Source organism: Pseudomonas sp. SAS7, assembly GCF_052112345.1.
GTDB classification, from domain to species: domain Bacteria; phylum Pseudomonadota; class Gammaproteobacteria; order Pseudomonadales; family Pseudomonadaceae; genus Aquipseudomonas; species Aquipseudomonas putida_Q.
Genome location: NZ_JBEGGO010000003.1, coordinates 471,301 through 489,533 on the forward strand (window position 1 = coordinate 471,301; position 18,233 = coordinate 489,533).

At 55.9% G+C, this 18,233-nt stretch carries 16 protein-coding genes and 1 pseudogene; 9 read left to right on the forward strand and 8 right to left on the reverse strand.

The features are described 5' to 3' along the window. Positions 1-472: 472 nt before the first annotated feature. The 5 genes from ABI582_RS07965 to ABI582_RS07985 form a co-directional block, all read right to left on the reverse strand. Positions 473-826 (reverse strand): hypothetical protein, encoded by a 354-nt coding sequence (locus tag ABI582_RS07965; protein WP_392519064.1) that lies wholly within the window; start codon positions 824-826, stop codon positions 473-475. A gap of 501 nt (positions 827-1,327) precedes the next feature. Then, positions 1,328-2,056: a metallophosphoesterase family protein gene (locus ABI582_RS07970; RefSeq protein WP_442118899.1), complete on the reverse strand. Its 729-nt coding sequence runs from the start codon at positions 2,054-2,056 to the stop codon at positions 1,328-1,330. Between the two features lie 214 nt (positions 2,057-2,270). Beyond that, on the reverse strand, positions 2,271-2,981 hold the full coding sequence (locus ABI582_RS07975; RefSeq protein ID WP_442118900.1) for a hypothetical protein: 711 nt from the start codon (positions 2,979-2,981) through the stop codon (positions 2,271-2,273). A 170-nt stretch (positions 2,982-3,151) separates the two neighbouring features. Further along, entirely contained in the window at positions 3,152-3,355 is a 204-nt protein-coding gene (locus ABI582_RS07980; RefSeq protein WP_442118901.1) for an MbcA/ParS/Xre antitoxin family protein, read from the reverse strand. Positions 3,356-3,397: 42 nt separating this feature from the next. Then, complete coding sequence (locus tag ABI582_RS07985) at positions 3,398-3,796, reverse strand: DUF6957 family protein (RefSeq protein WP_442118902.1); 399 nt, start codon at positions 3,794-3,796, stop codon at positions 3,398-3,400. Positions 3,797-4,403: 607 nt separating this feature from the next. Between ABI582_RS07985 and ABI582_RS07990 the strand changes: the two genes are divergently transcribed. After that, positions 4,404-4,856 (forward strand): helix-turn-helix domain-containing protein, encoded by a 453-nt coding sequence (locus ABI582_RS07990; RefSeq protein ID WP_442118903.1) that lies wholly within the window; start codon positions 4,404-4,406, stop codon positions 4,854-4,856. Between the two features lie 443 nt (positions 4,857-5,299). Here the strand turns inward: ABI582_RS07990 and ABI582_RS07995 are convergent, their stop codons facing one another. Then, positions 5,300-6,751 (reverse strand): hypothetical protein, encoded by a 1,452-nt coding sequence (locus tag ABI582_RS07995; protein WP_442118904.1) that lies wholly within the window; start codon positions 6,749-6,751, stop codon positions 5,300-5,302. Beyond that, positions 6,720-7,772 (reverse strand): hypothetical protein, encoded by a 1,053-nt coding sequence (locus ABI582_RS08000; RefSeq protein WP_442118905.1) that lies wholly within the window; start codon positions 7,770-7,772, stop codon positions 6,720-6,722. Before ABI582_RS08000 ends, ABI582_RS07995 begins: the two co-directional genes overlap by 32 nt. A 580-nt stretch (positions 7,773-8,352) precedes the next feature. On the opposite strand from ABI582_RS08000, the gene ABI582_RS08005 reads away from it, so the two are divergent. The 6 genes and pseudogenes from ABI582_RS08005 to pncB all read left to right on the forward strand — a co-directional run bounded on the left by ABI582_RS08005 (position 8,353) and on the right by pncB (position 14,483). Continuing rightward, complete coding sequence (locus tag ABI582_RS08005) at positions 8,353-8,919, forward strand: SLATT domain-containing protein (protein WP_442118906.1); 567 nt, start codon at positions 8,353-8,355, stop codon at positions 8,917-8,919. After that, the gene (locus ABI582_RS08010) at positions 8,916-10,280 is read left to right on the forward strand and encodes a reverse transcriptase domain-containing protein (protein WP_442118907.1); all 1,365 of its coding nucleotides are present in this window, start codon (positions 8,916-8,918) and stop codon (positions 10,278-10,280) included. The genes ABI582_RS08005 and ABI582_RS08010 overlap by 4 nt, the downstream gene beginning before the upstream one ends. Before the next feature lie 172 nt (positions 10,281-10,452). Continuing rightward, positions 10,453-10,905: an FRG domain-containing protein gene (locus ABI582_RS08015; protein WP_442118908.1), complete on the forward strand. Its 453-nt coding sequence runs from the start codon at positions 10,453-10,455 to the stop codon at positions 10,903-10,905. Between the two features lie 245 nt (positions 10,906-11,150). Continuing rightward, positions 11,151-12,119, forward strand: a complete 969-nt coding sequence (locus ABI582_RS08020) for a hypothetical protein (RefSeq protein WP_442118909.1) — start codon at positions 11,151-11,153, stop codon at positions 12,117-12,119. An 829-nt stretch (positions 12,120-12,948) separates the two neighbouring features. After that, a pseudogene (locus tag ABI582_RS08025) lies at positions 12,949-13,287 on the forward strand (isochorismatase family protein); the annotation flags it as partial. Next, positions 13,284-14,483, forward strand: a complete 1,200-nt coding sequence (pncB, locus tag ABI582_RS08030; RefSeq protein ID WP_174369886.1) for a nicotinate phosphoribosyltransferase — start codon at positions 13,284-13,286, stop codon at positions 14,481-14,483. The pseudogene ABI582_RS08025 and the gene pncB, both read left to right, overlap by 4 nt. Before the next feature lie 31 nt (positions 14,484-14,514). On the opposite strand, the gene ABI582_RS08035 is transcribed toward pncB, so the two are convergent. Further along, positions 14,515-15,402: a LysR family transcriptional regulator gene (locus ABI582_RS08035; protein WP_442118910.1), complete on the reverse strand. Its 888-nt coding sequence runs from the start codon at positions 15,400-15,402 to the stop codon at positions 14,515-14,517. A 111-nt stretch (positions 15,403-15,513) separates the two neighbouring features. Here ABI582_RS08035 and ABI582_RS08040 point away from each other — a divergent pair, with 111 nt between their 5' ends. Continuing rightward, on the forward strand, positions 15,514-16,575 hold the full coding sequence (locus ABI582_RS08040) for a YeiH family protein (RefSeq protein ID WP_442118911.1): 1,062 nt from the start codon (positions 15,514-15,516) through the stop codon (positions 16,573-16,575). A gap of 193 nt (positions 16,576-16,768) precedes the next feature. After that, on the forward strand, positions 16,769-18,142 hold the full coding sequence (gene ppnN / locus ABI582_RS08045; protein ID WP_403010487.1) for a nucleotide 5'-monophosphate nucleosidase PpnN: 1,374 nt from the start codon (positions 16,769-16,771) through the stop codon (positions 18,140-18,142). The last annotated feature ends 91 nt before the right edge of the window (positions 18,143-18,233 follow it).

Here is an 18,233-nt window from a genome sequence, read left to right on the forward strand (position 1 = left end):
ATCGGCCAGGTGACCGCAGATCCCTAGCGGTGACCGACTTCATCGAGAACAGAGAAAAAGTGTGACGCCAATCACACTTTGAAAATAAGTCGCCGTTTTGGGCTGTCAATTTTTTTTGCGAGACGGAGTTCTATATTTGAGACCCAACGAAAAGCGAGATCTGCGCCGCTGCATTCCTTCCGTCTCTTCCGCGATCTTGGCCACATGCTTTTCGATGCCGTTTTGCCTCTGATCTCGTATCGCAACGATGGAACTGATGCGGATTGGCCCCTTGGTGCTCGGGGCAGTCGCTTCTTTGGCCGCAGGCCGCTGCTTTTCATTTTGCGTTCAATGCCAAGGCGCGCAGCGCTCGATGGATCAATCCGTTCACAATGGACTGAAATTTCCGGTCGATGACAGACAACAGGATATGAGCCTAGCGATGATTCGCTTAGAGGTGCCATGAGCACCGCATCCCGTCCAATGGATCGCATCAAGCGCCGATTTCGAAAGCCAGCAGATCCTCAGTAATGGGTTCCGGCGCCAACCCACTCAACACCAGTCGATGCTGTATGCCCCTGCAGATGTGCGTCCATAGACGCGATCGCAGCTCGATATGCCAGCCATGGTCGTAGTACCTGACATCCCGACGAGACTTTCCATTCAGAGCTACGACTAGGGAAGAGTAACCATCCTGGCCCACCCATTCGGCAGTGACCCGCACTGGCTCGTCCTTGCCGGGTTTGCGCTCATATTCGTCAAGCAACCCATTTAGAACGAGGACGAATTCATCACCGCAGCAAGCCGAGGCGCGACTCCAGATTTCAAGGGTGATGGTGCTGTCCATTTCACGCGCTCAATCGCCCAGGAAGCCATGATGGCAGTGCAGGGCAAAAGGCCACCAATATACCCCAAAACAATGCATTCCAATCCGCCAGGCTTACTTTTCAGCCTTGCGCCCGCTCCAGCATCACGATCGATCGCCTTGAAGCAGTGGCTGCAAAGCTGGAGGTTGATCCCGCCACGCTCATTGTCCTAGCATCTGCGCTTAGTAAAGGGATGAGCGATGAGCAACTGCTGGAGGTGATCCAACAGGAATGCCAGGGTCTCAACAGCTGCGGGGCACTCGAGCGCATTGCTGATCACTTCCAAGAGGGCAAGGTCACTCGGACGCGACCAGGGAAACAGATTGATCCCCAGAAGCTGGCAGCCATTCGACTTGCAAAGGCCGCGGGAGAATCACAAGCCTCAGTTAGTGCGCGCCTGGGTATTGCTAAGTCAACGGTAGGCCGCCTCTGGCACTACCCAGAAGACTAAACCGCCTCAGCCCTGCATCATTGAGATGAGCCTAGACCTCAATGGTGAGGTCGGCTGAGAAGCCCGTACGTTCTCCCGGATAACCACGCGGGTTCGACACGAGCCGGCACCCCATGACGACTGTATCTACCGCGTGATGTGTGTGACCAAAAATCCATACGTCAGCCCGGGCCACAAGGTCGTGCCACTGGTTGAAATACGCTGCGCCCAAATGGCCTTCATGCCCCTCGCCAGCAACCTCCTGGATTGGGCAGTGATGAGTGATCACGATCGTCTTCCCCTCAAAGGGTTTAGCGAGCTCAGTGGCAAGAAACTCACGAGCGGCGATGTTTCGACTTATGAGGTCAACGGGTCGAAGCTTTCTGTAATCCTCTCCTGTCCTGATCCTCCTGAAGTCGCTCATCAACTCGGCACAGTCCCTCATGGCAGCCTTGTAATCCTGCGTAGACGTGTAGTCCGTCCACGCCGTCGTAACCAAAAACCGTGTGCTACTGATGATAAGAATTTGGTTTTCAATGACGTGCACATGCTCTGCTGCGGCTTCGCGCATTTTGATGAGCGTTCGGCCAAGGTGGCCTTTGTAAAACTCATGGTTACCGCACACGTAGACGACTGGGCACTCGAAGGTTTCGTTAGCCCAGGTTACCCCTCTGCCACGCACCGAGATGTCGCCGGCAAGGACAACCAAGTCCGTATCGACCTGGGGCGGTTCAAAATCTTTGAACTCAATGTGCAAATCTGAGTAGATCAAAATTTTCATCAGCTCACTTGTGCTCCGAGCGGCATTTTAGAGATCGCTCGTTCATGGCTTCAGGGAAGCCATAAGGTCTGAGCATCACGCCCTACCTAGCTTCGACATGCTGCATTGTCGAGCGCAGCGGCGGCAGATTGACCAGTCACCAGGTCGTTGCCAGGCGAGATCGCACCACGGCGCACCTAATGACCAATGGGCCTGGCTAACAAGCCCCCCGAGGTCAGGTCAGGCGAGAACGACTGACGCCCTTTTCCAACGCACTCGCCAGCTCATCGAGCGCATAACGCAAACGTTGATCCTCCTCTACGTCGCCAGAACTAGGTTGTAACTGGCGAGAGTGCCTGATGAGCGTTTGCAGATGCTTCGCACTGAGCTCCAGCTCAATCAGCACGCGATCTTCAAATAGAAACTCCTCAAGTCGATCGAAAAAAATCGGTACTACACGTGTCTCAGCGAATCCCCCATCTCTCGGAGAGCCCAATAGGTATCCATAACAAATATTGTCTTTAACTAGTACAACCATCAGTAGCTTATTAATCTCGCGACGCCTCCCCACGATCCAATCTTTAAGAAGTCGTGGATAGCCGGTCGAGTTAGTAATATAGCTATCTAACTCGTCCATTGTTTTTGGCCATACGGCTTCCGACCAATCCGTAACGACAATGGGTACTAGCAAGCAATACCCTTCCCTTAAGCTCGCAACGGCCTCCTCGAAGTGAAAGGTAATGGGTAAGGGGTCGACTTCGTAATAAGGCACAAAAAATAGAGTGCCAATCATGAGCTTACCGCCAGAAAAATTGGCCGCCATTCGAAATTCCGCTGCCCCATCAAACGGGGGAAGGTCAAAGTAAGCGTCAGCCAACTCTGCGGTTCCTGTCACCTGTCGGCACCTCAGGCAAAAACGGCCCCACTCGGCATATACATCATTCATGCCGCCCCTCCGGGAATGATGAGCGCATTGAATTCAATGGCACAGTGTCCAAAAAATGAAAGCTTCGCCCTGATGTCTGCATCCAACTAGCCATCGTGCAACGCGCAATTATACGTTGGGATTGCATATGGCTTAGGGCCCTCTGCTAACCGCACCCCGCGAAGAGCCGACTAGGAGACGAATCCGTGTTCGATGCGATCTAGCACACCCCTGCCCCTTTGATATCCGACCTCATCGCATGCGCACTCCAATGCTGTGGCGCCACTGAAAACAGTCCTGGTCTGCGACAACCAAGTGTTGGCCTTGGCTTTGCTGCCAAACACCTGCTCGGCCTGACGTCGAATCAGTTCCTCAAAATTGGTTTCCTGTTTCATAGTTCCTTCGCCTTATGATCATGTCTATCCGGCGGGCTGCGCTCAGGCATTTTCCAAGGCTTGGAGTGCAGGAAGGCTCACATGTTTTCTTGTCCCTGGCCCGGCTAAGATGTAACTCGTATTCATGCTTTCAAAAGTGCAATTATCTAGCGCACGTTGGAAGCTAGAGCGAATTGCGCCTACTCGGGAGCGTCGAGTTTTACTGTCGTACACCACGGTATTGGCAAAAACCACCGTTGGCTGTAGGCCCATAGCTTTGAGATCATCTTCAACATCACTAGGCACCATGATGTCGAGCAGGAGCCAATCCCGGACAATATAAAATGGTCGGCCCTGATTATTTGCCCATGCAGTCTCGACGATAAGCTCATCTAATCGGCCGTCCCCATCCAGAGGCAAGCCGTGCTCGGATAAAAAGTCTGCTACCAACGCTGCTTCCACTGTGCCTACCTAATTCGTCTTAGCGCGCTACATCTTGCATCGCTTCGTTGCGGGATATGCCGGCCTTAGTGAAGGGCGCCCTCGAACTGAGGGCTTACACCTTCCAGCGCCCAGTCGCAGACGACATAGACGCTTCCATTTCTCGTCTCAAAGAGATGGTACGCACCATGCTCGATACGCCGCCTGAGCGTAGAGGTACGGATTGTTGAACCATCTCGGAATCGACCGCGACCCTCGCGATACACAATGCCCACCAGACAGTTGATTGACTGATCGTGCACAACGCAGCAGAGGAACCCCGTTATAGCGATCCCGAAATTTGTGGCCATCGCCCGCTCCACGGTGACAGGCACTGATCCTGGTGGTGTTTCTGCGGGTGACTGCTGGCTAGCCAACAGCTCAAAATCGCTGGACTTCAAGGGTGCATCCTTGGGAGTTAGCCGTATATTGAATGGGTTTTCGGACACCAGCCTTCCAGCATTCTGCTCAAAGACAAGCACCAAGCAGGTGGCTGACAAGCCAGCCAAATCCCACAGAGATGAATATATACATTTGAGTGAGAGCACGCAAACGCGGCATACCGTCCGCTTTTATCAGGGCGGATGAAATGAGCCTGCGTGAAGCCTATGCAGCGGTTCTGCAGCTGCTGAGAGAGCAGCTGCAGCTGTCTCAATACGATGTCGCTGGCGGGGTGACCCAGTCGCAGGTCAGCCGCTTAGAAGGCCGCCAATCCAATCCCACACTGGAAACGAATCGAGCCCTCGCCAAGTCCTTGAGTGTGCACCCGCTGACCTTCTTGGCGCTCGTACATGCGTCAGATGAGCAGAAGACGCCTGGGGACATAATCAAACAGGTGCTAGAAGAGCTCAAGGCTATGGAGTTTCTCGACGCACCTCTTCCCCTGGCACCGGCAAAAAAAGCGCATCCCCGTACTCGCAGCGCCGAGGAAAACTTGAAGAAAGTGCGCAAGCTGAAATCTGAGGGGAAGACCCAGGCTGAGGTGATCAAGCTGTTGGGGATCCCGCGTTCCAGTGTTAGCCGTTACTGGCGCAAGGAATGATGGCTTTATCCAGTGCGTGGTGCTCTTCAAAAATCAATGCTTCGCCGCTTGCTCAATCAGAGATCACTACTGATCGGCTATCCACCCATTCTCAGAAAATTGATAAGTAGTCGTCTGCTCGATTCGCTCTAGCATGCGGAGGAATGAGCCACCCGCTTGACCGCTTATGTGTTCGCATACGTGCCTCCCGCCATCCGCGGGCATTCATGGAATAAGGTGCAACGGAGGGACACGTGGACACCCAACGATCGGAGTACATACAGGGCAATCGATCGTGTAGCAAAAATCCCCTGCTCAAAACTGACCGGGCCTACCCCTTTTTCTGAAGGTTTCGACGGGACGTTTTCTTTCGGCTCCAAGTTTGGCTGTGGCTTTATTTAAGGCTGAGGCGCCGACTCTCGCTGCGGTGTAATTTCGGGCCGAGAGGTAGGGGCTGGCTGAGACTAAATTTGACGCTGAGTCGTCGTGTTGCTGGCAGACGGCTGCGGGGCTATTGGAGCTGCTGGAGCTGCTGGAGCTAGAGCTTGGGGCGGGGGAACTACAGACGTCGATGATGAGGGTGCAGGGGCGCTGTAGGTAAAGGCGTAAATGGAAATACCCAGGGCCGCGACCCCAAGCATCGCAATACCCCGACGACTCACCTTGTAGAAGAGCCCTTCGGCTTGCTCAATGGGATCCCCTACCATTTTCCTGAATTCCGCTTCAGACAGAAAGCGATACAGCTTTGGCTGCCAGTCCTTGCGAAGCTTTCGCTGGATGTTGATGAACTTACGGCCCGACATCACGTTGAGTACCGTGTAGCCAACTGCGACCGCCATGACGATCGAGATCAGGTACGGGTTGATCTGCAACGTGAGCCTCGCGGCGATGAGGCCCAAGCCAACAGTCAGCGCTGTGGAGATCGCTGCGATTGCTTGCCGGGTCGCGTCTGTGGCCTTCGACGTTTCCTCCGTCACGGCCTTACGAAGATCTGTCAGGGATTTCAGGGTGTCCTTGGTGATTTCCGAGACCGCCATCTGATAAGCGATTCTCGCGCAATCCAAGGCAGCGGCGAGGTTCTCCCCGAAGTACTCCTGTACCTCCCCGTCCGCCCGACCGGAACGCGCGATTTCGGCGGACAACAGGATGTGCTTCACCTCTGCTTCCCGCGCGTTATCGAACACCCATGCCGCTGCCTCCTGGACAACCTCGAAGTCTTTTAGCGAGATAGATGGATTCCCCTCGACCGCCTCTGGGATCGACAGGTTGAGCTTGGGTGGGCCTTTGAAGGTGAGCTTGCTGCCGCTGGTGTCGATTTCATTCGCAAAGCAACGGCTCAGGGCAGGGAATGCCTGACCTGCCCAGAGCATGTGTAAAGGATCAGCCTCATCGAGATGGTGTCCTTCTGCGAGCAACCAAAGGCGCACATCCTCCGGTACTTTGCGGAGGGTCGCTGATTCTTTCACCAGGAGGCGGGGTGACTTGGTCGCCTGTGATTCGGTGTAGTCGCCCTCTTCACCCCAACCACAATATGCCCTCGCTCTGGTAACGAAAGGCTGAGTGAGGCCAAGCAGGTGCCAACGTGCAGCAGCGTGTCCATTGACCAGAAACGCCTTGAAACCTACTTCCGTCGCCACATAGAGGGCCTGTTCCTGGACATGGTCTTCCGGAAGTGGCTTCTCAAGTTCAACGCGAAACGGCCCAAAATCTTCATCCTCATCATCGACGTCAGTTTCGCTGCTCGCGCAGTCGTAGATCGTGAATGACCAGGCAGCAGCGACAGCGGCTTCCTTGATCGACCGAGCAGTTTCCGCTGATAGGTCGGAAACGATGAGGGTCAGGTTGCCCTCTGTGATTAGCGCCTGACGCTTGCGCGATAGCTCGTTAAGCAGGCTGGCCAGGCTTTGGTGTGACAACGCTGTCCTCCTTGACTCGGTCTGTGTCGACGATGATTTGTTTCTTATCTCCGTCGAGCTGTATCACCTGGACGTTGGGGTTTTCCTTCCGATCGGGGAAGAGAATCGTGACGCCCTCAGCCGTGACGATCTTGCGCATGTAAGGCTGCCGGAGGATCCGGCGATCAGGCCTGAAGCTCAGCTCGTGCAGCTTGCTTTTCCTGACACGACTACGCGTCTCACGCTCCAGACGGTTGGCGATTTTCTCATCCTCAGGATGCCCCGCTGCCAGCATCACTGCCTCAACGATCGCCTCTTCATCAATGCGCCGGCGAGTGCCCAGGTTGGCTTGGGCCCGCTGCAGCGCCTTGGCTATATCCTGACCGGGCAGGTGCTCAATGCAGGTCTGCAGTGCCGCCTTGAGGACTTTGCGGGTGATCTCGCTCAGCTCGGTGTCCGAAACTGCCCTGCTCACAGCCAAGAAATCGGCGAAGTAGTGGGCAAGGTCAACCCCTTGCTTGGTGCGGTCGGTGGCCGAAATGTTCTGGTCGGCAACCCCGCTGATCACCCGAATCAGCGCCGTTTTTTGAATGGCCTTCTTCTCGTCCACCAAGGCATTCACGATACGCCGCAGCTTCTTTCCTGGAGCACCATCGTTCTGCTCCAACGCAAGCTTGTAGTCGTACTTGATCAGGCTGTAGATCTTCACATCCGGGTCTGCGACCGACAGCTCGAACATCAACAGAACGCCATCAGCACTGCCACCCACGTGCGCACGGTTGAAACTGGCGGCTAGGGCCTGAGCGCCGGCCACGAAGGACGTGTCCTCACTTGCGATCGCCTCGACCTCGTTACGGGTCACCGATACCGCTTTGAACATGAACACCGGCGCGGTGGCCATGTCCACGATCTTGCCGATGAAAAACGCTTCCTCCTCCAGAGCCCGCTCTGGCATGGCCGCGAAGTCTTTGGTACCCACGACATGCAAGATCATCCGTGTGATCTTGAGTGAATCAATCTCTTCGTCCGAAAAAAAGCTCATGCCATCTCCATGGAATCTGCCCCCCTCCTGACCAGGAAGAGGAACCACCCGCCTCGGCATGCGCCCAGGCGACAATTACGCATCAATTGCAGCCTGCAGGGCCGATGGCCACTTCCGCGTAGGGCTGGATGTGATGCTGTGGCCGGAGCATATCCGGAAAGGATGGCCAGCAGCCAGTACGCCACGCTGCGTGACGCATTGGCCGGATTAGGGGTACATGAGCATCCCGTAGAAGCGACGCCGGTCTGCATTTCTGTTTGACACCCTCTCTAGGCGTCAGACCTTAGACAGAAGAGTACATTTGGACTCTGTCTGGTTTTCAGCGGGTGAATCTGAGTCCGTGCCCTTCATCCGGCATTTCACAGAATGCTTAGCCCGGTAGGTGGAACCAGTTCCACCCGTGATACTGGCACGGTAGAATCACTCGCGGAGGGGTGGGCTCTTCCTCTCGCGCAAGCGAGGGCGGTTCTGATAATAAACAGTTTCGGCTGTTGGGCTTCGGCCCGCTGATCCCATTAGGGATGTTCAACGGTACTCAAATCCTCCCACCCCTTCTCCCCTTTTCTATGGAGAGATGTGCGTGAAAAAGGACAACGTCTGGTTCACTTACAAGGCGCGAATTCAGGCTCATAAACGCCTAGAGTGGCTTGACTTTCACTCACAGCTCTTGCTGGTTTGGTATGCGATTCTAAGCACGGCCCTGGCGGTGCTAACCATACGACACAGCACAGTGCTGGGCCCCGACACTGATGTCATGGCGACCATTCTATCCGTCGCGCTGCTGGGCATCTCACTCGCGGTAGCGAATCGGGATTTCCGAGGTCGTGCGATGCTGATGCGTGCGAATTATCTGGAGCTGCAGAAGCTTCATCGTGATCTGCCCAACGACTCATCTGAACCTGACGCCCCGAAGCCCACACCTGCGCAGGTAAACCGCTATGACGAATTGCTCGCTGAGTCCGAAAATCATCGAGAGATCGACGATCGCATAGCGCGGGTGTTCGCAACTGGGCTTACCAGTCGAGTTCCAACGGGTTTCGAGTACTTCAATGCAGTGTTCTGGCTGACGATGCGCTTTTTGATCACGACGATGCTTTATGCACTGCCTGTGGTAGTCGGGCTTTACTCGTTTTGGAACAAGCCATGAGCGCGGCCCTGAGTTTCAAAAAGCGCTTCAGCCGTGAGCACCTTTTGGAAATCTACACCGAGAAAATCAAGCAATCTGGTGCAATCGGGCTCGACCGTATGCGCCCGGCTAACCTCAACAAGATTCTGAGTGCGGAAATCGACCACATTCACGAAAAGGTTCACCAAGGTGAGTACCGCTTCACCGCCTACAAGGAAAAACTGATACTCAAAGGGGCATCATCTCTTCCCAGGCAGATATCCATCCCCACAGCCCGAGACCGTATCGTCCTGCGCGCGCTCTGCAATTGCCTCTCTGACGTGTTCCCCCTTGCGAAACTCACACTCCCTCAGACCGTCATCGACTCACTGAAAAAAGCGCTCGACTCAGGCGCTTACGCTGAATACGCCAAAATCGATCTGAAAACGTTCTATCCATCCATTCCCCATGACCTTGTAGCCTCGGCAACAAAGAAAAAGATCAGAAAACCAGAGCTTCGCAAGCTGATCAGCAGCGCCCTCACCACGCCCACTGTGCCTGAATCCAGGGGAGGTAAAGGTGCTGATCGCCCTACTATTGGTGTACCGCAGGGCCTGGCAATCTCCAACGTACTTGCAGAGATTGCCTTGCAAAGCATTGATGCCACTTTTGGATCAAGGCCGGGCATTTGGTACAAGCGTTACGTGGATGACATCCTGATCCTCGCGCCCGCAGGCTTGGCAAGCTCAACAGCGAATGAGCTGATTACCCAGCTGAAGGGGTTGAAGCTCAACCCTCATGACTTTGGGCCTGAGTCGAAATCCAAAGTCGCGCCACTGACTGAGCCCTTCAGTTTCTTGGGTTATCAGATTGATAGCGGCAACGTACTGATACGTCACGAGAGCATCCTAAGATTCGAAGCATCGGTGGCCAAGATCTTCACTGCTTACCGTCACAAGTTGCTGACCGCCCGTAGCGTGGCAGATAAAGAGCGTGCGCTTGCCTATTGCCAATGGAAGCTCAACCTCAGGATCACCGGTTGCATTTTCAAGGGCAAGCGGCTCGGCTGGGCAGCCTACTTCTCGCAGATCACCACAACTGCACAACTACGCTCCGTGAATCACACCATCAGGAAGCTGACCGATCGATTCTGTCCTGGCGGCGAGATTCGCCCAAAGTCGCTGATCAAGACCTATTACGAGCTTCAACGAGGCATGAAGGCAGGCGATGGGTACATTCCAAACCTTGACGCTCTCACGGTGGCCCAGAAGCGCGAGAAGCTCGCTATGTGGCTTGGCGCAGAAGCGGCAAAATTGAGCGATTCAGAGGTCGAACGCCGCTTTGAGATCAAAGCCAGTAAAGCGGTGCGGGAGCTGGAGGAAGATATCGCACAAACCTCCTGAAGCTGGAGTTTGGGCCCAGATCAATTCCTACTATGAATTTGCCGTGGCTAGCAGTCACCCGCGCAGTGGCTTGATGCTCCACGGCAAATAATTCAGGTTGCGGGCTTAGTGAACAAACTGGTGCCAGGCGGTCAAACTATCGACTGCATAATTTGATATATGGATATCATCGATGACAGTATTTAAAGCAGCGAACGTAGAAGACGCAGTTGCGCTTGCTGAGAGTTTCAAAACCGAAGGACGCTACGATTGGTTTCGAGGACAGCTCCGCGAGTGGACGCCACGTTCGTCGCTGGAGCGCAAAGTACTCCACGACCCGGTCGCTAAATCTCAGCTTGATGAGAAGCTGCTCAGATTCACGAACTGGGTGATCGAACAGCCAGCTCTCGCTTATCTTGCGGAGGAAGAGCACGTCGATTCTCTATTCGCTGTGCTTCAGCATTATGGATTCCCTACGAATTATATTGATTTTAGCACCGAACCTACAATTGCAGGCTTCTTTGCATCTGACACTCAACCTCCACCCGAGGAGCCTGGCAATTGCGTTATCTACTGCCTAACTACTTCAGACCTTAACGCAAATCGCACTTGTTGCTGGAATTCTTTCAAGACATGCAGGGCCTAGTATCAACGGCGAAACTGGTCACCCGTATAGATCGACGAGGAAAAGCGCCGCAGCCCGCACCAGTCAACGTCGCCAGCTCATAAATAACTTGCACAAATAGCTAAATACCTCCAGAAAAAAGGCCTTCAGGAATAGCCCTTTGACATCATTCCGATTATTCTAGCCAAGCATTTAAGGCAGCCCTAGCTTACCCCCTAAAAATCCATTGCGAACCATCATCGACGCATTTTTTAAAAGCCCCGAACATGACAGACTTCTTAAACGATCTTACAGCTCTGCTCTCATCCGACCCCATAGCTCAAATCCTAACTTGGGCCGCGCCTGCAATCGCAATAATTATAGTATCGAGTCTATCCAAGCACAGTGATATTCGCAAGGCGGCAAGATTAATAAGCAGCCTTTTCTTCTATAACGAATCAGAATCAAAGCACGAAAAAGGCACAGCAATTAAAGTTAATGAACTTGAAGTGCAAATTCAAAATATTCATAAAATACTTTCAAGCAAGACCATAGAAAGCCGAAGAGTGGCAATCGAAGCCGAACTTGAGGAGCAACTTACTCGAAGCCTACCTCAGATCGTAGCTAAAAAACTTGAAGAAACAAAGGCTATTGACACGTCCGTTGAGTCTACAATACGAAAAACCATTGAAGAGTCAGTCTCCGCTTTTTTGTCGAACATACCCCCTGAAAAAATCATTCAAGATCGTCGAGAACATGTTCGAATGGCTGAGCGCGAAAAACGCGGAAGCATACTTGAGACTACTATTCAGGAGCAGATGCAGAGTGCAGGCAGACTTAAAACTGTAATGATTAACCTATTTGTAATGTTCAACATAGGCGTGTTATGTATTTACATATTTGGATCGAGCACACTTACTGACCGTGCAGTTACAGCAATTATCGGACTGTATGTGAGCTTGGCTGCGTTTATTGTTTACATTTACAGAACCTCTAACTTTAGATCATCGGTACTTCTCGCACTGCACGAAGACGCCAAAAAATATTTCGACGCCGAAGACTATATCAAAAGGCTAAAGCCTGGCGCATCGCCAACCGACAGAGACGTTGAGGTTCTTAAGCTTCTTCTCCTCAATAGAGCCGAGAGAGAAAAAATGGCTGACCACCCATACGAATTGATTTTAAAAGGAGTAAGCAACTCCAATATACAACTCAAAGGCGGAAAGATGGTGAGCACATCAAAAATCGAAAAATAGCCTGAAATAGTGCACATGCGCCTCTGAGACTTCAGCTGCTATGAAGCATAGTAGCGAAGTCCTCAGATAAAACGCCCCGCGCAACTGGCTTCCAGAGCAACTCGGACAGTCCCGACTTGGCTGGCATCAAGCGGTTGGACTGACGCGCCATATTGCCGAAGGAGAGATTCTACCGGCTCTTTTCGACTCGGCTAAATACCGTTGCTCGCTGACTGGAAGGAAAAATGGTAATGCGTAGCACGCTCATTAGCCACCAATTAGGCGGATCTCACTCAAGCTTCCGCAGCATGTCCGTACCTCCCTACCAATTTGAAGTATTTTCGAGATGAAGCCCTGCCCCATTGATGCCGCTGACTGTGTCGATCTCCGGCATCTGGGAGTTCCATCCATGGATTTTAACCGTCAATCCACAATTCAATTCATATATGCAAAAGCTGTCAATGAACCGGCCCGAAACGCTGAATATTGGTGATCTGTTCAGCAGGGAACGGTAGTCTTTTTAGGTCGGACGAGGGTGTCTTTCAACTTTCTGGGCATTTTTTTGTAGCGGCGTTAGCGACGAATGCGGTCGATCGGCGGGCTGGTAATGAAGGATTTTCGGAGAGACATTGGATGGATTTTTTGAGATCGTGACACCTACCGGGGTGCGATTTTGGGACGGGCCAGATGATGCGTGGGATTGCTCTCTTCAAGCATCTTGAGGTGGCTGAGGGGCTTCAATTGAGGGCACTAAAGGGCTGGAGACCTTTCAGATCCGGGCTTCAGAGTAGAAAGGGGTGGCCAGGCTACGCTGACAAGAAAACGATGGTTTTGATGCATTTCACAAAACGTGTGGAAAGGCGTCGAACCTGACCTGCACCCCTACGGCGCCTGCTACCACGACCTTGCCGAGCGCCGCTCTACCGGGGTGATCGAATACCTCAAGGTGCAGCAGGTAAGCGCGGTGATCGTCGGCGGCCTGGCCCTGGACTACTGCGTCAAGACCACCGCCCGCCAATTGCGCCAGGCCGGCTTTCAGGTGCTGCTGTACCTGCCGGCCTGCCGCGCGCTTACCCAGGCCGGGGCCATCGAGGCATGTGGTGCGTTGGCCGCCGAGGGCGTGATCCTCTGCGGCGACGAGGCCGCGCTTGACCACCAGCTTGCCCTGATCAAGGAAGACCGCCCATGAGCGACAGTGTTTTTGGCCCACGCATCATCCAGAACCTGCTGGACACCGACTTCTACAAGATCACCATGATGCAGGCGGTGCTGCACAACTACCCCAACGCCGAGGTGGAATGGGAGTTTCGCTGCCGCAATGGCGAAGACCTTTCCCCCTACCTGGCCGAGATCCGCTATCAGGTGGAGCAACTGGCCGAGGTTACCGTCACCCACGACCAACTGGCCTATCTGGAAAAAATCCCCTTCCTCAAGCCGGACTTCATTCGCTTCCTCAGCCTGTTTCGCTTCAACCTGCGCTATGTCCAGGTGGGCCTGGATGGCGCCGGGCAACTGGCAATCCGCGTGCGTGGGCCGTGGTTGCACGTGATCCTCTATGAGATCCCGCTACTGGCGATCATCAGCGAAGTACGTAACCGCTACCGCTATCGCGAAGTGGTGATCGAGCAAGTTGGCGAACGCCTGTACCAGAAGCTGGACTGGCTCAAAGCCGAGGCCAGCGCCGATGAGCTGGCCGGCTTCCAGCTGGCGGACTTCGGTACCCGGCGGCGCTTCTCCTACCGCGTGCAGGAAGAGGTGGTGCACATCCTCAAGCACGATTTTCCCGGGCGCTTCGTCGGCACCAGCAATGTGCACCTGGCCCGCGAGTTCGAGCTCAAGCCACTCGGCACCATGGCTCACGAATGGTTCATGGCCCACCAGCAGCTCGGCCCACGCCTGGTCGACAGCCAGGCCGCTGCGCTGGAATGCTGGGTAAGAGAGTACCGCGGGCTGTTGGGTATTGCGTTAACCGACTGCATCACCATGGATGCCTTCATTGGCGATTTCGATCTGTACTTCGCCAAGCTATTCGATGGCTTGCGGCACGACTCGGGCGATCCACTGGCGTGGGCGGAAAAAGCCATTGCCCACTATGAGCGGCTGGGGATCGATCCGAGGAGCAAGACCCTGATCTTTTCCGACGGGCTGGATTTTGCCAAGGCGCTGGGGCTGTACCGGGCGTTGCATGAACGGATCAATGTGAGCTTTGGCATTGGCACCAAGCTCACGTGTGATATCCCAGGGGTTGAGCCGATGAACATGGTGATCAAGATGACCGGCTGCAATGGGGCGCCAGTGGCGAAGATTTCCGACAGCCCGGGCAAGACGCAATGCCGGGACGAGAATTTTGTTGCTTATCTGAAGCATGTCTTTCATTTGAACTGAGGGTGCCTGCACCGGCCTCTTCGCGGCACAGTCACCCGACCTCTTGCATACCAATACACACCTCAAGAAACCGCGCCGCCGCCCGCGATGGCGTCGCGGCATGCGGCATTAGAATGGAAAACCGCCTGACCAAAGGCTGCGGCGCAACCTGCAACCGGTGCAGCGCCCCATCCTCATGGCGGATGGACATCGCCGACACAAAGCCAACACCCATCCCCGCACGCACCGCCTCCTTCACCCCTTCCACCCCGGCAATTTCCAGCGCTACGCGCATCGCCACACCATCACGGGCAAACGCCCGCTCGACAATCTGCCGCACCCCCGAGCCGCTCTCGCGCAGCACCAACGGGTAAGCACCCAGCGACGCCAAGGCCTGCTGGTCACTGCCTGCCAGCGGATGACCACTGGGCACGATGGCAACGATTTCGTCCTCACGCCAGGCCGTCACTTGCGTGCCCAAGGGCAGCTCCTGCCCAGGCGGCCCTTCGATCAGGGCGATGTCGACACTGTCCAGCGCGGCGACGATCTCTGCCGTGTTGCCGTGCGATGTAGTCACCAGCACGTCCGGGTGGCGGGCATGGAAGTCGGCAATCAGGTAGGGCAGCAGGTAACTGGCGGGTGTGGTACTGGCACCGATACGCAAGGTACCACGCTCCAGGCCACGCATGGCCTCACGCAGTGCCTGGGCCTGGCGGAAGGTTTCGCGCAGGCGCTCGGCATGGGCCAGCAACTGCTCGCCGGCTGCCGTCAACCGCACACCACGGCCGGCACGCTGATACAGCGGCTCGCCAAAAGCCTCCTGCAGCAGCTTGAGCTGGCCGGACACCGCCGGTTGCGACAGGTGCAGCGCCTGGGCCGCATGGCTGATGTTGCCGTGCTCGGCAACAGTGGCAAACGTTATCAGTTGTTCTGGGGTCATGATTTAAAAATATCAGCTAAACGGATATTTGCCATTCCAAATTACGATTTTTTATAAGCTTATAACCAGATTAACGTAGGCCTTGTCGAAACACCTTTCCGGAGGACTCACATGGCCACGGTTCCGTCCCACCCCGCTTATTCGCCTACCCTCTCTACCCGAGGGCGGCTCAACGGCATCCTGTTCGTCGCGCTGTTTGCGCTTGCGGTCACTCAGCTGGCTGCCTTGCCCGCCATCGCCAACCTGGGCATCAGCCCGTTGATTGTCGGTATCGTCGCCGGCGCGCTTTATGGCAATGCCTTGCGCGATGGTGTACCGGCCAGCTGGGCTGCCGGCATCAACTTTTCGGCCCGCGGCCTGCTGCGCATTGCCGTGGCCTTCTTTGGCCTGCGGGTCAGCCTGCAGGAGATCGCCGAAGTCGGCTGGTCGGGGCTGCTCGTGTCGTTGCTGGTGGTGTCCAGCACCCTGCTGATCGGCCTGTGGTGTGGCATGAAGCTGTTCAAGCTGGACCGCGATACCGCTCTGCTGACCGCCGCTGGCAGCGCCATCTGTGGCGCCGCCGCCGTGCTCGCCTTCGAATCGGCACTGCGCAGTGCCCCGCACAAGAGCGCCATGGCCGTCGGCAGCGTGGTGTTGTTCGGCACCTTGTCGATGTTCCTCTACCCGCTGGCCATCAACGGCGGCTGGCTGCACCTGGACACCCTGGGCGCCGGGCTTTTCCTGGGTGGCACCATCCACGAAGTCGCCCAGGTGGTGGGCGCAGCCAGTAACGTCAGCCCTGAAGCCACCCATATCGCCACCATCGTCAAGATGACCCGGGTGATGCTGCTGGTACCGGTACTGCTGGTGGTAGGCCTGTGGATCAGCCGCTCGCGCAAGGCCGGCCAGGCGCAGGGCAATGGGCGCATTGCGATGCCGTGGTTCGCCTTCGGCTTCCTTGCCCTGGTGCTGGTGAATTCGCTGCAGGTACTGCCGGGTAGCGTGACCCAGGCGGTGAACAGCCTCGACACTTTTGCCCTGACCATGGCCATGACTGCACTGGGTATGGAAACCCGCTTCAGCCAGATTCGCCAGGCCGGGCCAAAGGCGCTGGCTACCGGGGCGATTCTGAACCTGTGGCTGGTAGGCGGTGGCTTGGCGATTACCCTCGGCGTGCAGAAGCTGTTGGGATAAATCGGGACAGGGGTGGCTTCTTCGCGGGCTTGCCCGCTCCCACAGGGATCCGCACTGTATCTGTGAGAGCGGGCAAGCCCGCGAAGACGCCAACCCGGTCTCAAGGTTTTTCACCCGCCCCCTCGTTGCCGTCCACATTTCTCGGTATGGTGTTGTCAAAGAAGGATGTTTTACCCGCACAGGAAAGACTTAGATGCCTCAACGCAATGTCATCAATGCATCCGTCAGCCCCAAAGGCAGCCTGGAAACGCTGTCACAACGTGAAGTGCAGCAACTGAGTGAAGTCGGTACCGGTAGCCTCTACACCCTGTTCCGCCAGTGCGCCCTGGCCATCCTCAACACCGGCGCCCATGTCGACAATGCCAAGACTATCCTCGAGGCCTACAAGGACTTCGAGGTTAAAATCCACCAACAGGACCGCGGCGTGCGCCTGGAGCTGCTGAATGCCCCGGCCGACGCCTTCGTCGATGGCGAAATGATCGCCAGCACCCGTGAAATGCTGTTCAGCGCCCTGCGCGACATCGTCTACACCGAGAGCGAGCTGGCCAGCCAGCGTATCGACCTGGAAAGCTCCCAGGGCATCACCGATTACGTATTCCACCTGCTGCGCAACGCGCGCACCCTGCGCCCGGGTGTGGAGCCGAAGATGGTGGTGTGCTGGGGCGGCCACTCGATCAGCACCGAGGAATACCAGTACACCAAGAAGGTCGGCCACGAACTGGGCCTGCGCAAGCTGGACGTGTGCACCGGCTGCGGCCCTGGCGTGATGAAGGGGCCGATGAAAGGCGCCACCATCGCCCACGCCAAGCAGCGCATGCATGGCAGCCGCTACCTGGGCCTGACCGAGCCGGGCATCATCGCCGCCGAGGCGCCCAACCCGATCGTCAACGAGCTGGTGATCCTGCCGGACATCGAGAAGCGCCTGGAAGCCTTCGTGCGTGTCGGTCACGGCATCATCATCTTCCCGGGCGGTGCCGGCACGGCCGAGGAGTTCCTGTACCTGCTGGGCATCCTCATGCACCCAGACAACCACGACGTGCCGTTCCCGGTGGTGCTCACCGGCCCGCGCAGCGCCGAGCCTTACCTGCAACAATTGCATGCCTTCGTCGGCGCCACCCTGGGCGAGGCGGCGCACCGCTTGTACGAAATCATCATTGATGACCCGGCCGAAGTTGCCCGGCACATGGTCGAAGGGCTCAAGGAGGTCAAGCAGTTCCGCCGTGAGCGCAACGACGCCTTCCACTTCAACTGGCTGCTGAAGATCGAAGAGAGCTTCCAGCGCCCGTTCGACCCGACCCACCAGGCCATGGCCGACCTGGACCTGCGCCGCGAGCTACCACCCCATGAACTGGCTGCCAACCTGCGCCGGGCGTTTTCGGGCGTAGTAGCGGGTAACGTGAAGGACAAGGGCATCCGCCTGATCGAAGAGCACGGGCCGTACCAGATCCGCGGCGACAGCGCTGTGCTGGACCCACTGGGCCGGCTGCTGCAGGCCTTCGTCGATCAGCACCGCATGAAGCTGCCGGGCGGCGCGGCGTATGTCCCTTGCTACCAAGTGGTGACCTGACGGCTCGATACATTAGATCTTGATCTTGATCTTGCTTTTGATCTTGATCTTGCTTTTGATCTTCGCGACTTCAGGAGGCCGAACGCAGGCA